The organism is Sulfurimonas sp. (assembly GCF_050296975.1).
GTDB lineage: Bacteria > Campylobacterota > Campylobacteria > Campylobacterales > Sulfurimonadaceae > Sulfurimonas.
Genome location: NZ_JBNKRX010000039.1, coordinates 58,725 through 74,446, shown reverse-complemented (window position 1 = coordinate 74,446; position 15,722 = coordinate 58,725). Strand labels below are relative to the sequence as shown.

The window sequence follows — 15,722 nt, the reverse complement described above, 5'->3', positions numbered from 1 at the left end:
AATTTATACCTTATGGAACTGTAATTGCTAGAATTATATCTAAATCAAAATAAGTTTGGAACATCTCTATGAAATTAACGACTCTAACTTCTTCTATACTATTTGCTTCTGCTCTGGTGTTTAGCGGATGTACAGCAAATTTAACAGAACCAGAGATCGACTTTGAACCACCGGCATATGTAGAACAGATGCCACCAAAAGAGGACAAACAAGATTTTGCTTCAACTGGAAGTATATTTGGACAAGGGGAAAATCCACTCTTTTCAGATCATAAAGCGATGCATGTCAATGATATCGTAACAGTTGTGATCTCTGAGACTGCACAAAGTACAAATACAGGCTCAAAAGCTCTTAGTGAAACAGATTCTTTAGCACTTGGTGGTGGAGCTTTTACAACAGGTGCTAATGGTTCAAATGTAAATGGCTCTGTATCGAGTGTTGCTGGAAGATTAAGCGGGATCAGTGACATCGGTTTTAGTGGAGGATCGACGAGTTCATATGCAGGTTCAGGAAGTGCTACAAAAGATGCTAGCTTTTCCACAACTGTTTCTGCTAGAATTGTAAAAGTACTTAGTAATGGTAACTACTATATTCATGGGAAACGTGAAATTTTAGTTGATGAGCAAAAACAGATCATTCAAATAAGCGGTGTAATTCGTCCATACGATATAGATCAAACAAATACTATAAGTTCAAGTCAAATGAGCGATGCTAAAATACTTTATAAAACAGAGGGAGATGTTGATCGTGCAGGAAACAGAGGTTGGGGTTCAAAAATTGTTCAAGCAATTTGGCCTTTTTAGTCTACTTGTATTTATACTTCCTTTAGGTGTATCTGCTCAAAGTTTTACAGATTTTAAACGTACACAAGTTGGCTCTTTTGAGAAATTTCAAGATCAAAAAGATCAAGAATTTAATAAGTATCTAAAAGAGCAATGGAAGGAGTATGAAGCATATACTACTCCTAAGTTCTTTGAAAAGCCAAAACCTAAAAATATCGAATCTACACAAGAAACTCCTTCAAAAGATATAGGTCCAAGGATAGATATATCACCTATAACTATCCCAGAGATACCACAAAAAAAAGAGCAAGAGCAAGTTAAAAAAGATATAACTCTTAATTTTTTTGGCACACCAATAGGTTTTAATGTTGATACTAAGATCAAAAATGTACGGTTTTATCCCAAAAATCAAAATGGAATTATCATTTTTTTTGGTGTGATGGCTTCAAGTGATTATGAACACATTGTGTATGATATCAAAAAGACAGCAGATCAGATGGTACTCAATGATTGGGGTGTGTATCAGCTTGTAGCAATGCTTTCAAAAAGTATCTATACACAACCTGATGAAGAGCAACTTTTTCGTTGGTTTATTCTCTCAAAATTAGGCTATGATGTAAAAATAGGACTTGTTAAAAATCATATAGTACTTCTGCATAATTCAAAGCAGACTATTTTTGCTACACCAAGGTATAAGATCGATGGGCAATACTATTATGCTGTTGCATACCAAAGTAGTACAAGCTCTTTAGGAAGACTTTACACGTATGAAAAAAAATATCCAGAGGCAAATAAAAAGCTTGATTTTTCACTTGAAACTGCCCCGAATTTTGCACAAGAACTTGTTTTGAAAAAGTTAAAGTTTTCATCAGTAGATGGCAATTATGAAGTTGATTTCAATATCAATAAGAACCTTATCGATTTTATGAAAACATACCCGCAAGTGGATTATGATGTTTATTTTAATGCCGCATTTGATAGTTATGTATACGATCAACTTGCAAACTTTTTACGCGTACAACTTAATGGGAAAAAAGCTTCTAACGGGATCAATTTTATTTTACATTTTGTTCAAAAATCTTTTCTCTATGAACGAGATGATGATCAGTTTGGAAAAGATAAAGTGATGTTTGCTGAAGAAACTCTGTTTTACGATCATTCTGATTGTGAGGATAGGGCTATACTTTTCGCAAAATTGATCAAAAAACTTTTTAACTATGGTGTTGTAGGGGTGAAATATAAAGATCATATGAGTACAGCTTTATATGTTCCAATAAAAGGAGATAATGTAAAACTAGGCTCAAGAAAATATGTTATAGCCGATCCAACATACATAAATGCAAATGTTGGAATAAATATGCCAAAATATAAAAATATTCAACCGGAATCTTTTTTCAAACTTAAATAATATGAAGCACAGCAGTTGTTCTTATAGAAAGTTACCAATTCATAAAATTTAAATATTTTTTTGCTATTATGACACCATGAAAATTGAACTACCAAAAAAAGAATGTGACTACTATTTAGATGAGCTTACAGGTCTAAAAAATAGGAACGCGTTATTAGAATATATTAAGACAAATAATGAATATACCTTGTTTGTTTTGGATATTGATCATTTTTCAAATATAAATAATATTTATGGTTATTTAGTTGGCGATCAAATTCTAAAAAACATTACACAGTATCTTCAAAAACTTAAACCTTCACATGGTGAAATATTTCGCTTTGATGGTGATAAATTTGCTTTTTTAACTGATTACACACTCTTAAAAATTGAAAAAGAGGAGTTGTGCCAGATAGTGATCTCTTTTTTTAATGATATAGAGATTTTTCATAATGAAGAGACAGCTATAAAAACTTTTTTTAGTATAGGTGTTTATACTGGTAGTGGATATAATCTCATTAATTATGCATATTTAGCACTTAAAGAAGCGCGAAGATACAAAAGAAACTCTTTTAAACTTTTTGATATAGATTCAACATATATAAAAACACAGTTAAAAAACAATGACTGGATATCTAATGTACGTAGGTATATAGAAGAGGAAAAATTTGTCCTTTTTTACCAGCCAATATTTAATAATAAAATGGACAAAATTACGAAATATGAGTGTTTAATTAGAATTGCATATGGCTCCTCATACATCACACCAGACAATTTTATGTACGCGTGTAAAGTAACAGGGATATTAGAGCTTATTACACGTTTTGTTATCACTACAGCTTTTGCTAAGTTTGAAAATACCGAGTATTCTTTTTCAATTAATATCACCTCAGATGATATCAATTTAGGGTATTTGGAAAATCTTTTACTTGAGCGATGCAAAAAACATAATATTGCCCCTTCAAGAGTGATTTTAGAGATATTAGAGGATATTACAACATTAACAGAACCACATATGCTTTCTCAGATAAACTCATTAAGACAAAAAGGTTTCCAAGTGGCATTGGATGATTTTGGTGTGGAAAACTCCAATTTTGCTCGTTTAGTAGATTTTAAACCCGATTATGTAAAGATTGATGGCTTATTTATTAGAGATTTAGATCAAAATTGGAAAAGTCAAGTGGTTGTGCAGTCTATTGTAGATTTTTGTGTTTTGTGTGATATTGATATTGTAGCTGAATATGTTCATAATGAAGCAGTCTTTAAAAAGGTTAGAGAGTATGGGATAAAATGTTCACAAGGATATTTTATAGGTGAACCACAACAAGAGCTTATTGAAAGCTCTTTAGAAAAGTTTTTTAGTAGTTGATAGCTACTTTATAAGTTGGGTCATCCTCTTCATAGGTACAATGTGGACCAGCTTTTTTCAAAATCTTTTTACAATCTGCACTAAGGTGGCGAAGTAGTAAGTTTCGTCCTGAATCTTCATATTTTTTTACTAAACTATCAATAGCCTCAACACCAGAAAAATCCAGCACTTTCGCATTTTTAAAGTCTATGACAACTTTTGGTGGGTCTTGATCAATTGTGAAGTTATCTGAAAAAGTTGTAGCACTTCCAAAAAACAAAGGACCCTCTAACAAATATACTTTTGTTCCATCTGCTTCAGTATGTGTATTCGCCCAGATACGAGCATGTTTCCAAGCAAAAACAAGTGCAGAGATAATTACACCTGCAATTACTGCAACAGCTAAATCTTCAAATACAGTGATGATTGTAACTGCAAGCATCACAAAAAGATCAGAACGAGGCATATGTTTAAAATGAGAAAAACTCGACCATTCAAATGTACCGATACTTACCATAAACATAATTCCAACAAGCACACCTACAGGGATGATATTTAGCACATCTGTCAAAGAGATAACAAGGATTAAAAGACCAACTGCAGCAGTAAATGATGAAAGACGTCCGAGTCCTCCTGAAGTGTAGTTGATGATTGATTGACCGATCATAGCACACCCAGCCATACCTCCAAAAAATCCACATGCTACATTTCCAGCCCCTAAAGCTATACACTCTTGGTTCCCACTTCCACGCTCACCACTCATCTCATCTAAAACTGCTAATGTTAAAAGTGATTCAATGAGACCAACTAAAGCCATGATAACTGCATAAGGAAGTACTAAAATAATGGCATCGAGGCTAAAAAGAGTTTCTGGAATTATAAGATGTGGTAATTGCCCTTTAAACTCTGAAAGATTTGCTAAGTTTCCAACTGTAAGTGTATTGATATGTGCAAAATAAACTATAACTGTAAGAAGTACTATAGCAATCAAACCTGATGGGATAGCTTTTGTATACTTCGGTAAAATGTACATAATGAGCATAGTTATAAAAACGATGACATACATTGCAATGCCTTGATTGTCAAAGAATTTAAATTGAGCCATCGCAATAACAATTGCTAAACCATTTACAAAACCATAAAGTGCAGGTTGAGGAACCAAACGAATAAATTTTCCAAGTTTAAAAACACCCACTACAACTTGGATAATACCTGCAAGGATAGTAGCTAAAAGAACGTAATTCAGTACTTGAAAGTACAGAGCATCTCCACCAATTTCAAGAGCTTCAAGCATCGCATCCACTTCTAAAACCAAACCTATGATAACAACTGCAACACTTCCAGTAGCACCACTGATCATCCCAGGCTTTCCACCTATAATAGCAGTGATAAATCCAAGGATAAAGGCTGTATATAAACCAACGATTGGGCTAACTTCGGCTATAAAACTAAAAGCTATCGCTTCAGGTACTAAAGCTACAGCTACAACTAAGCCAGATAAGATGTCATTTTTTATATTGTGTGAAGTGTATTTTTTTATATCAAACAAGAGTTTCCCTACATATTTTATGTTTGGAATTATATCGAAGTTAACTTTGAGTAAAGATTACGAAGCGGTTCCTACCATTGTTTTTTGCCAAATACATTGCATGATCAGCGTCTTTAATGATTTGGTCTTCATTATCAACATCATTCAAAGGAAATATTCGAATACCTATGCTTGATCCTATTTTGAGTTTGTTGTTTTCAATAATAATTTCATTATTTAATCGTGTTAAAATTTTATCTGCTATAAGTGAAATAGTTTCATCCGATTTTTGAGAATTTAAGTCTATATCTAGTAGTACTACCGCAAATTCATCACCACTAATACGAGCTACTATATCACACTCTCTTACTGAATTTTTGATAATATCAGCAACATGTTGTAGGAGTTTATCACCAATATGATGCCCATAAGTATCGTTAATACTTTTAAAATGATCAAGATCGATGAACATAAAGGCATTTTTGAGATCATGACGTCTTGATCTTCCTAATTCTTCTTTCATTCTTGTGAGTAAGAAGTTTCTATTTGTTAAGTCTGTAAGGAAATCATGCGTAGCTTGATAGAGTGCTTCTTCTTGTGCCTTTTTTAGTTCTGAAATATCAAAGATATGACCAACATAATTTTTGATCTCCCCTTTTTTATCTTTGATACTAGAGATAGAAAGTCGTTGTGCATAAATCTCTCCATCTTTTCTTTTATTGAAAATTTCACCACTCCATGTTCCAGTTGAATTTAAAGAGTTCCATAGAGTTTGATAAAAAGCTTCAGAGTGAGTACTTGATTTTAAAATATTAACTTTTTGCCCTATAACTTCTTTACTTGAATAGCCTGTAATTCGCTCAAAACCATTGTTCACTTTAATGATATTAGTATCTTTATCGGTTATAAAAACTCCCTCGTGGGAATTGAGTGTATGGGATGAGAGTTTTAAATCTTCTGCATGTTTTTCATAGTCTTTAAAAAGTATCTCTATAAGATAAATAAAATAGATAGATGCTATGATAGTAGTTACCCAAAATATCGTTGCAAGATAGAGTGAATTGTCAGTGTTAGTGTAGTTTGTATTTAAAAGCTTTATAAAATTATCTAAAACTTTATGTGCACTTGTTTGATAGATATCGATTCTATTTGTTGTTGCATCAAGCCATTGTTGAGCATCTTTTTTGGTGAGTTGCCCTTTTTTATAAAGTTTTCGAAGTTTTTCTACCTCTTGTTCTTCCTCTATATCAAAAGATTTTGAATAAGCATTAAGGGAAAGATCAGAGGAATAAACTAAAAGATCTTCTTGTTTTTTCTTTTGCTCATTTTGATAATAACCTAATTTTTCTTTACACATGCCACTAGACATATTAGTAAGAAGTTCATAGTATATACAAGAGCGTTCAAGTTCAGCATTTTCTTTGAAAAGTTCTAAATTTATTAAAAATAGGGCATCATAACGTGCTTGATCAAGTTTTGGAAGAAGGTATTTTATTTTATTGATTAGGTTTGTATTGAAACGAGTATAAGAGGTTGTTGCTTTTTCAAAAGAGAGGTGATGCTTTAAAACATTTTCTCGTAGAGTTGAAACGTTCCGCAATTCTAAATCTTTGTTATGTTCAAACAGCTCCATAGCAGTTATATAGTTATCTGTTTGTTCAGAGGATGTAAGAAGCCTCTTTTTTAAGATTTTATCTCTAGGAGTTGCTAAATACTTTAATGTATTGATTCGTTCTATTTGTAAAGCATGAATAACATCGACAATTTTTTCTACTAGCTCAATATTATACTTTTGTGTAGATATAGCTTCTATATTGGCATTTGTAAGTTTTACAAAATAAAATGTAAAATAGACAATAGAGATGGTTGGTACTAAAAAGATAAGAAAAATTTTAGACTTAAAAATCTTAATGTTAAAATGCATAGCTAGGATTATAGCATAAATGCACAGAAAATCCCAGTTATAATTTTTAGTTATTTAAAGCGTTTAACTGCTCTACAACCTTTGTTTTTTTATCTTCAGCTTCTGCAAGTGCTTCACGATTTTTAGCTAAAACATCTTCAGGTGCATTTGCTACAAAACGCTCATTATTTAACATACCTGAAAGTTTAGCGATCTCTTTATCAAGCTTTTCACTTTGCTTTGTAAGTTTGTTTATAATTGGTGTTAGATCAATGCTATCAGTTGGAATAAATGTTTCACATTTATCAGAGATATCACTTACACCATTTTCGATTTTTGAATCTGTAAATGCAACACTCTCAACTTTTGCAAGTTTTGCAATGAACGGCAGCATCATTGTTTTGTCTTCTTCACTTAGTCCATCAACTTTAACAAAAGCTTTTTCGATCTTCTGGTTTGCCATATCAACTAAAACTTTAGCACGACGGATAGATACGATCGCATCCATAATGATGTTAAATGTCTCTTCCTCTTTGCGCTGTTTTATTTTAAACGGATACTTTTTGATCATAATCGAGTCAGATTCTTCAAGTGTAGTTCCGCTTAGTTGGTGGTAAAGGTGTTCTGTAATGAACGGCATAAACGGATGAAGCAGTTTCATAGCCTCTTTAAAGATCGCACCGAGTTCTACGATCGAAGTTTTGTCTGCTTTACTTAGCTCAATTCCCCAGTCACAAAACTCATTCCAAATAAATCTATAAAGAACTGTTGCCGCGTCATTAAACTTATACTCATCCATAGCCGAGCGCACCTCTTTTGTTGCAACATTAAGGCGTGAAGCCATATATTTTCCAAGTGGAGTATTTAGGCAAAAGCCTCCGAGATCAGGGAAAGTATCTACATTCATCTGTAAAAATTTCGCTGCATTGTAAAGTTTGTTCGTAAAGTTACGATTGATCTCTAACTTTTGTGTACTCATTCTAATGTCACGCCCTTGCGCAGCAGAAATTGCTAACGTAAAACGTAAAATATCAGCTGAGAACTCATTAACCATATCAAGAGGATCAATTACATTTCCTTTTGATTTTGACATCTTTTGTCCATGCTCATCACGAACAAGTGCATGAAGATAGATGTGGTTAAATGGAAGCTCACCCATAAAACTCTCACCCATCATCATCATTCTTGCTACCCAGAAGAAAAGGATGTCAAAACCAGTGATAAGAAGTGTATTTGGATAGAACTCTTTTAAGTCATCTGATTGAAATAGTTTATCCATCTCAGCATCGCCATTTCCCCAGCCTAAAGTTGAAAAAGGCCAAAGGGCTGAACTAAACCAAGTATCTAAAACATCTGGATCTTGTGTGATATTTTTAGATGCACATTTTGGACAAGCTGTTGGTTGATCCTCTTGTGAAGCAAACTCATGATCACACTCATCGCAGTAAAATACAGGAATTTGGTGCCCCCACCAAAGCTGACGTGAGATACACCAATCTCTTAAATCACCCATCCAAGAGTTATAGGAATTGATCCAGTGTGGAGGGAAGAATTTTGCTTCGCCGTTGTTTGTTTTCTCGATCGATTTGTCCGCTACTTCACTTCTTACAAACCATTGTTTTGAGATATATGGCTCAACTACATTTTTACATCTGTAACAATGACCAACTTGATGTTTATGATCTTCGATTTTGATCATAAACCCTTCCTCTTCAAGACGTTTTACAATCACATCACGAGACTCTAAACGTTCTAGTCCTTGGAACTCTCCTGCATATTCGTTTAAAATACCTTTTTCATCAAATACAGTGATAAATTCTAGATCGTGACGTTTTCCAACTTCATAGTCATTCTGATCGTGAGCAGGTGTTACTTTTACAACGCCCGTTCCAAACTCCATATCAACATGTTCATCAGCAATAATTGCTACTTCGCGGTCCATTAAAGGAAGTTTTACTTTTTTTCCGATGAGGTTTTTATAACGCTCATCTTCAGGGTGCACCATTACTGCAGTATCGCCAAAATATGTCTCTGGACGAGTAGTCGCAACTTCAACAAATCCGCTGCCATCTGCAAACGGGTACTTGATATGGTAAAACTTACCATCATGATCTTCGTATTCAACTTCGATATCTGAGAGTGCACCATCGTGTGTACACCAGTTAACCATATAGTTTCCACGAACAATTAAGCCTTTATTGTAAAGGTGTACGAAAGCCTCTTTTACAGATTTTTGTAGACCCTCATCCATCGTAAAACGCTCACGTTCCCAAGCTGGACTTACTCCCATTTTACGAAGTTGAGTAGTCATAATTCCCGCAGATTCTTCTTTCCATTTCCAAGCACGTTCCAAAAATGCTTCACGACCAATGGCTTCTTTAGTAGTACCTTCGGCTAAAAGTTGTTTCTCTACTACGTTTTGAGTGGCAATACCAGCGTGATCTGTTCCTGGTTGCCATAATGTTTTAAACCCATCCATTCTTTTGTAACGCGTGATGATATCTTGAAGTGTAAATGTAAGTGCGTGACCAATGTGTAAGCGCCCTGTGACATTTGGTGGTGGCATCATGATTGCAAAATTTTTATCTTTTTCTTGGATATCTTTGTTTCCATCTACCTCAAAGTATCCACGCTCTTCCCAAATTTTATAGTATTTGTTTTCTGTTTCTTGGGGGTTGTATTTGTTTTCTGACATTCTTCTAGCCTCTTACACTCTGTAAAATAATTTCGCGATTATATCTAAATATAGGTGAGGATTTGCTTAGAGAGGGAAGGATTATAAAAAGGTACAAAGAGTCAACAAGTTTGTGCTATAATAGTTTCATTAAGAGGTAATTTATGGATTTAGAAAAAACAAAATTGTATGAGACATTGTTTTTTTCAAATATGCAGTTTTCAGAGTACTCTTCTGAACTGAGAAAAGTTGTAATGATAAATATTTTATTGATTATTACAGGGATAATTTCACTTATATTTTCAATATACAACTTTGCTCTAAATAATATACTTTTAGGTTTTATAGATCTTGTTGGATTTGTAATGATAGTGATAGGTTATTTTGATCTACGGATTTCACAAAATATAAATCGTGCAGCATTCGCGACAACCGCTTTAGTTTTTGTTTTTATGGTAGGTATCGTTTATTTTGGTCAAGGCAAAAATTTTACACTTATATGGTCTGTTTTTTTTCCTGTATTTGCAATTTTTATCAATGGAAGTAAAAAAGGGATATACGTTTCTGCAATTTTTTATTTAGTTGTTTTTCTTATCTCTTATCAAGGGATTGGAATTTGGCAAGATGGGTTATGGAACAATGCAAGTTTTTGGAGATTGTTTATAGCTAGTATAGGGATTACTATTATTTTGTATTTTTTTGAAGTAAGCTTTGAAAAAGCATCTGAACAATTAGCAAAAAATCGCGAAAAAGAGCAACAGTATATAGAACAATTAGAGACATTTTCTATCACTGATCCACTTACAAAATTATATAATCGAAGATACTTAACAAAGCAGTTTAGTGTTTTGTTTGAAAAAGCAAAAAAACATAATAGTTATTTTGCTTTTTATGTTTTTGATCTTGATTTTTTCAAACAGTATAACGATACATATGGACATATTGCAGGAGATACTGTACTTAAAAAAATTGCATGGACTTTGACGCACAATATTTTTAAACGCGAGGTTGATCATGTTTTTAGACTTGGTGGAGAAGAGTTTTGTGGTTTAATTATTGCAAATGATTTGACAAAAATACAACAAAGTCTTCAAAATGCAAAACAATCCATAGAAGACCTTGGGCTTGAACATCCAAAAGGGATAAATAAAGTTTTAACAGCGTCTTTTGGAGTAGCAATTATTAATGAGTTTTCAGTAGAAGATTTTGATAAAGTTTATAAAATTGCAGATCAAGCCCTATACGAAGCAAAAGCTCAGGGTCGAAACTGCATTGTTGGAGATGATAAGGTAAGTATCCTTGCTTAGTTTGTTACATTAAAGTTTAAAGTTGCGTTGATATCGACCTCATTTCTTACATCCATAAAGAGTAATGATGGTGGTTCCATACCGTAATCTGTAACTTTGACTTGAAAATCTGAATGCATTGAAATTGTTTGATTGTTTTCAGCGATAGTAACTGGAATTTGAAGTGAATTGCTTATACCGTGCACATGCATAGTTCCGTATATAACATAGTTGTCTTTTTCTTTTACAATTTTTACAATTGATAGTGAAATGGCTGGATATTTTTCCATTTCAAACATCTCTTGCATATGCTCATCACGTCCACTACTTGAAGAGATAAAATCGATAATGTTAAAAGAGATATCTCCAGAGATAGATTCTAAATTATTTTCATCCATACTTAAATTGGCTGTTATCTTTGTAACAGCAGGTTCAATTTCAGAATCTCCAAAGACTTCTGTATGTGCTTTTATAGTTCCATCTTTTAGAGTTAAATTTCCTCCAAATAAAACCAATGGAAGAACCATTAGAAACATTAATCTTTTTGCCATGATAGTGCTCCTTTTGTAAGATAAACTTCTCTTAAAATATCACGTATGAGTAAGAGACTCAGAATTATTGGCACATAAGAGACTAGATGCTGTGTTGCCACCATAAGCCCAGCTCCCGATGCTCCCCAACCTATAAACACCATAAACAAACTTATGGTTTTAAAACTTTTTATTTTAACTAAACTTTGTAAAATCACTATGTTGTAATACGAAATAACAAAAGGATAAACTATGCTTAAAATGAGTGATTCGTTAGTAAAATAAAAAAGATATGAAAACGAGAAAAGAATGGTAATGAGCAATGACTTTTTATAATATTCCAGTTGTATAAAAAGTGCTGCAAGTACCCCTAAAATGTGAAATAAAATAATCTCAATAGTATACCCATCTCTCCAAATAGAAGTCACACTGTCTCTTGAAAGTGATTCAAATAATGAAGAGTCTAAAAACACCCATAAAACCATCATATAGAGTGGGTAAGAGTAAAAACTTTTGTATATTTTTACTTGTGTATTCATTTGAAAAACGTAACTAACAATTGCTAAAGAGGTTAAGATAATTCCAAGGAGCATTCTATGTGATGGATCAGATGTAAATAAAAAAGTTCCAAGTGTATATGAAGCAGCTAATGAAAACAACAAATCTACAAGAGTGGCTTTTTTGAGTGTATCAATAACGATAGGAGAGATACCTCCAACTGCTAAGCCTAATAAAAACAGCATAACTGATGATAGATGCGGATAAAAAAGTGTAATTGCCAGTTGTAAAGCGAGTAGAGCAAATGTTATATACTCTTTTTTGAATTTGATATAAGAGATGAAAAAAGTGCCTAAAACTCCACCAATAGGGAGATAGATAATTGTTTGTATATCTGAATGAAAAACTTCTACTATCCCTGTTTGAGCGATTAAAAGATAAAAACTTAGTTCTGCAAATATAAAAAGGATGAGAGAAATATTAAACATTTTTTTCCTTTAACATATATTTTGGCTGATAAAACCAAATAAAAAATATTGAAGCATATATAAAATCAAAACCAAAAATTCCTAAAGCTATCAAACCAAGTTTACCAGCTAAAAAAAGTGCTAAAAATATACCACTTACAAAAAATCTAATAATCGCAGTTGCAAGTGTAAATTGTTCAGAGTTTTCCTTTTTTAGAGCAAAATAGTGCAATAACCCTGTTGTTGTAACAAATCCAAAAACAATATACTCATATGTCCCACTAAATGAAAAACCAAGGAGTGGATAGAGCCAATTAGCGACCAAGATAAGTAAAATACCGCCAAAGCCATCACTAAGTAGCCCTATGACATTGTAGAGTTGCAACTTAGATAACTGAGTATGTATAACTATAAAATAGAAAAATGAAGATATTATGAAGATTCCAGAAATACTTCGTATACTCCATAAAATTGTACTATCAAAGTGAAAGTATCCAGCCTCAACAAATCCGTTTAGTGAAAGTGCGATAAAAATGCCAAACATTCCATAAAGATAATGGCGTACAAAAAAAGGTTTTTGGAGTTTTTCTATGATATTTGCGTACATACTCAGTGTCATCAACAACACTCCTACACCCATAGCTATATGTGCATGGGCAACTACAAGATCATTTCTGTGAAATACCCAGCGGATAGATTCAATGAAGAGGATATTGCCCTCTATATCTACAAATAAAAACCCAACTATTGAGATAAGCAATAGTGTTTTAGAAGTTTTTGGAATTTGTGCATCCTTGTACCATCGAATGAGTAACGGTACATATAAAAAAGTAAGCCACTGAAAAAACCACTCCTGATCGTAAGTCAGATGCCCTATAAACATCCTATACATAACAGAAAGTACATAAAAAGCTCCAGGAATAATCCAAAGTATATGCCATCTTGCTTTAAACTCATTTGTGGAGAGAAGTTTAAAGATAAGGTAGTAGATTGGGATAAGTGCAAAACTCATCCCTAAGGTGTTATCTCCATGTGGACCAGATACGGTTGACTCTACTTGACCAACAACAGGGTTCATTAAAAAAAGTAGTACAAATGGTGCAGCAACTACTATCCATAAACTCACTTTTACCCATAAAGGTTTTTGTGTATACTCTTTGATGTACTCATAGAGTGCAAGTATGTAAAACAGACCTGCAAATGCCAAGATGCCATTGAGAGAATAGTGAAAGTCATAAAAGGCAAGTCCACGCGTAACTCCCATAAGCAATGAGATACTCATCACACTTAAAAATGTATACCAAAAAATGGAGTATATCTCTAAATATCGTAAGGCTTTTGTATTGATACCCAAATCTTTATATAAAAGTAAAAAAGGGAGATACGATAGCATTAAAGGGATAAATCCATACAACATAAGTGAGATATGAACTGAGCGTACATTTGCAGGGTTTAGCATCTGCGAGTTAATTACAATCCCTAAAAGATTTATAGAATAATAAAATCCAAAACTAAGCCCTATGACAAAAAATATCATAGAGATATAAAAGTGTTTTTTAATTGTAGTTTGAAATATGTCCATCGCTCATCTCATATATAGTATCTGCTTTTTTTGCTAAATCTAAGTCGTGGGTAGTTACTACTATGCTTACACCATTCTCACGCGCAATTTTTTGCAAAAGTTTAAAAACATTGTCTGAATTTTGTGAGTCTAAATTTCCTGTTGGTTCATCTGCAAAGATAATTTTTGGTTTGTTTACAAGTGCTCTTGCAATGGCAACTCTTTGTCTTTGTCCTCCAGAAATCTCATAAGGGTATTTGTCTTTTAACTCATAAATCTCAAGATATTTTAAAAGCTCTGTGACCTCATTTTTATCTATCTTGTCTACTGCTAGTGTAATGTTTTCATACACAGTTAAATAGTTGATAAGATAGTGAAACTGAAAAATAAACCCTATATTTTCTTTTCTAAATGTGTCAATATCTTTTATATCTTCACTCTTATGATTTAAAAGTGTCATGTTAGCATTTGTAGGTTTCAAAAGGGTTGCAAGTATCGAGATGAGAGTAGACTTTCCACTACCACTTTTGCCAACAATAGCGACAAACTCTCCAGTTTTTATAAAGATACTTACATCATCAAGAGCTTTTTCATTGCCATAAAAATGGGTAATATTTTTCGCTTCTAATATCATGAGTTCCCTCTTTGAATAAGTGTCACAGGATCAACTTTAAGTGCAGTATACACAGGTATAAGTGAGCCTAAAATACTCATAATAATAGTAGTTAAAAACACATATAAAGCAAGAGTGAATGTTATCTCACCATTGACATATCCTTGAAGTGCATCGATATGACGAATAAAATATAAAACAAGGTTTGAGACGATATATGCTGTAAAAAATGCAGCTAAAGCGATGATGACACCCTCTAAAATGATTGAAAAAACAATTTTTTTCGATGATATTCCAAGTGCTTTCATGATCCCAAACTCGTCACGTCGTTGCATTACGGTTACACTCATAATTGAAGCAATAGCAATAAGCCCCATGATAAAAGCAACAAGAGAGATGATCAGTGAAGATTTATTGATGATTTTAAACTGGTTGTAATTATCTACAAAGTTTTGTGTCGATTTTGCGTCAATATTTTGACTAAGAGCTTTAATCTTGGAGATAATAGGCTGGATATCTTTTGAGAGATCGGTATCTATCAAAAGCATAGAAGCAGATTTATTAAAAATCTCCCCTGCATCATCCAAGTTCATCACAACACCACCATTTTCAAATCCTATATCGCTACTAAAAACTCCACTGATTACAAAAGTTTTATTGGCAATATTTATCTCATTTTTGTTTGATAATTGCTCGTAAATAGAGTTACCTATAATAACTTGGTTTTCTTGTGGATAATTACCTTGAAGCAGTTTGTATCGATCAAACATATTCTTTGAAGCCCCATAAATAGCTACAATAGGAAGCTTGTCAACTGGACTAGCTCCAACGATCAGTGCAGATACTTGTTTTACATCTTTGATAGCACTGATTTTTGGGATGAGGTTTTTGTTAACATTACTAAAAAAAGTATCTGATATTTTCGCTTGTGTGACAATAATATCTCCATCACTTTTTAGCATATTTGAATACATAGAGATGATGCCATGAGAGATAGATGTGATGAGAAATATGGAGATAATAGTCACTACAAGACTCAAATAAATAAGTGAAGTTTTTATCTTATTTGACTTTATAGCTTTTAACACTGTCACAAGTGACATATTTTCTCCTAAATAATAATGATTGATTATATTATAGCAAGA

At 32.9% G+C, this 15,722-nt stretch carries 12 protein-coding genes; 4 read left to right on the top strand and 8 right to left on the bottom strand.

Annotation, left to right across the window (positions count from 1 at the left end; genetic code table 11):
* Window positions 1–68: 68 nt before the first annotated feature.
* The 3 genes from flgH to ACQY56_RS12660 all read left to right on the top strand — a co-directional run bounded on the left by flgH (window position 69) and on the right by ACQY56_RS12660 (window position 3,538).
* Window positions 69–803, top strand: a complete 735-nt coding sequence (flgH, locus tag ACQY56_RS12670; protein ID WP_428738468.1) for a flagellar basal body L-ring protein FlgH — start codon at window positions 69–71, stop codon at window positions 801–803.
* Window positions 778–2,190, top strand: coding sequence for a hypothetical protein (locus ACQY56_RS12665; RefSeq protein ID WP_428738467.1), 1,413 nt, complete (start codon window positions 778–780; stop codon window positions 2,188–2,190). The genes flgH and ACQY56_RS12665 overlap by 26 nt, the downstream gene beginning before the upstream one ends.
* Before the next feature lie 76 nt (window positions 2,191–2,266).
* Entirely contained in the window at window positions 2,267–3,538 is a 1,272-nt protein-coding gene (locus ACQY56_RS12660; RefSeq protein ID WP_428738466.1) for an EAL domain-containing protein, read from the top strand.
* Here the strand turns inward: ACQY56_RS12660 and ACQY56_RS12655 are convergent.
* From ACQY56_RS12655 to ACQY56_RS12645, 3 genes are read right to left on the bottom strand one after another with little or no spacing between them, the layout of a single operon-like run.
* The gene (locus tag ACQY56_RS12655; RefSeq protein WP_428738465.1) at window positions 3,528–5,066 is read right to left on the bottom strand and encodes a SulP family inorganic anion transporter; all 1,539 of its coding nucleotides are present in this window, start codon (window positions 5,064–5,066) and stop codon (window positions 3,528–3,530) included. The two genes, ACQY56_RS12660 and ACQY56_RS12655, sit on opposite strands and share 11 nt — an antisense overlap.
* A gap of 40 nt (window positions 5,067–5,106) precedes the next feature.
* Window positions 5,107–6,969 carry a diguanylate cyclase domain-containing protein gene (locus ACQY56_RS12650; RefSeq protein ID WP_428738464.1) on the bottom strand — a complete coding sequence of 621 codons (1,863 nt, stop codon included), beginning with the start codon at window positions 6,967–6,969 and terminating at the stop codon, window positions 5,107–5,109.
* 46 nt (window positions 6,970–7,015) lie between these two features.
* A complete protein-coding gene (locus ACQY56_RS12645; RefSeq protein ID WP_428738463.1) occupies window positions 7,016–9,643 on the bottom strand; it encodes a valine--tRNA ligase in 2,628 nt (875 codons plus the stop codon).
* Between the two features lie 143 nt (window positions 9,644–9,786).
* Between ACQY56_RS12645 and ACQY56_RS12640 the strand changes: the two genes are divergently transcribed.
* A complete protein-coding gene (locus tag ACQY56_RS12640; protein WP_428738462.1) occupies window positions 9,787–10,929 on the top strand; it encodes a diguanylate cyclase in 1,143 nt (380 codons plus the stop codon).
* Here ACQY56_RS12640 and ACQY56_RS12635 read toward each other — a convergent pair.
* From ACQY56_RS12635 to ACQY56_RS12615, 5 genes are read right to left on the bottom strand one after another with little or no spacing between them, the layout of a single operon-like run.
* Window positions 10,926–11,459: a YceI family protein gene (locus ACQY56_RS12635; RefSeq protein WP_428738461.1), complete on the bottom strand. Its 534-nt coding sequence runs from the start codon at window positions 11,457–11,459 to the stop codon at window positions 10,926–10,928. The two genes, ACQY56_RS12640 and ACQY56_RS12635, sit on opposite strands and share 4 nt — an antisense overlap.
* Window positions 11,444–12,424, bottom strand: a complete 981-nt coding sequence (locus tag ACQY56_RS12630) for a hypothetical protein (RefSeq protein ID WP_428738460.1) — start codon at window positions 12,422–12,424, stop codon at window positions 11,444–11,446. The genes ACQY56_RS12635 and ACQY56_RS12630 overlap by 16 nt, the downstream gene beginning before the upstream one ends.
* A complete protein-coding gene (locus tag ACQY56_RS12625; RefSeq protein ID WP_428738459.1) occupies window positions 12,417–13,985 on the bottom strand; it encodes a hypothetical protein in 1,569 nt (522 codons plus the stop codon). The genes ACQY56_RS12630 and ACQY56_RS12625 overlap by 8 nt, the downstream gene beginning before the upstream one ends.
* Window positions 13,960–14,598 carry an ABC transporter ATP-binding protein gene (locus tag ACQY56_RS12620; protein ID WP_428738458.1) on the bottom strand — a complete coding sequence of 213 codons (639 nt, stop codon included), beginning with the start codon at window positions 14,596–14,598 and terminating at the stop codon, window positions 13,960–13,962. Before ACQY56_RS12620 ends, ACQY56_RS12625 begins: the two co-directional genes overlap by 26 nt.
* The gene (locus tag ACQY56_RS12615; protein ID WP_428738457.1) at window positions 14,595–15,680 is read right to left on the bottom strand and encodes an ABC transporter permease; all 1,086 of its coding nucleotides are present in this window, start codon (window positions 15,678–15,680) and stop codon (window positions 14,595–14,597) included. Before ACQY56_RS12615 ends, ACQY56_RS12620 begins: the two co-directional genes overlap by 4 nt.
* Window positions 15,681–15,722: the final 42 nt, after the last annotated feature.

Excerpts from the sequence above, each read along its gene's own strand:
- ACQY56_RS12660 (WP_428738466.1), top strand. The coding sequence starts at position 2,267 with ATGAAAATTGAACTACCAAAAAAAGAATGTGACTACTATTTAGATGAG.
- ACQY56_RS12625 (WP_428738459.1), bottom strand. The coding sequence starts at position 13,985 with ATGGACATATTTCAAACTACAATTAAAAAACACTTTTATATCTCTATG.
- ACQY56_RS12620 (WP_428738458.1), bottom strand. The coding sequence starts at position 14,598 with ATGATATTAGAAGCGAAAAATATTACCCATTTTTATGGCAATGAAAAA.
- ACQY56_RS12630 (WP_428738460.1), bottom strand. The coding sequence starts at position 12,424 with ATGTTTAATATTTCTCTCATCCTTTTTATATTTGCAGAACTAAGTTTT.
- ACQY56_RS12615 (WP_428738457.1), bottom strand. The coding sequence starts at position 15,680 with ATGTCACTTGTGACAGTGTTAAAAGCTATAAAGTCAAATAAGATAAAA.
- ACQY56_RS12640 (WP_428738462.1), top strand. The coding sequence starts at position 9,787 with ATGGATTTAGAAAAAACAAAATTGTATGAGACATTGTTTTTTTCAAAT.
- ACQY56_RS12650 (WP_428738464.1), bottom strand. The coding sequence starts at position 6,969 with ATGCATTTTAACATTAAGATTTTTAAGTCTAAAATTTTTCTTATCTTT.
- ACQY56_RS12635 (WP_428738461.1), bottom strand. The coding sequence starts at position 11,459 with ATGGCAAAAAGATTAATGTTTCTAATGGTTCTTCCATTGGTTTTATTT.
- flgH (WP_428738468.1), top strand. The coding sequence starts at position 69 with ATGAAATTAACGACTCTAACTTCTTCTATACTATTTGCTTCTGCTCTG.
- ACQY56_RS12645 (WP_428738463.1), bottom strand. The coding sequence starts at position 9,643 with ATGTCAGAAAACAAATACAACCCCCAAGAAACAGAAAACAAATACTAT.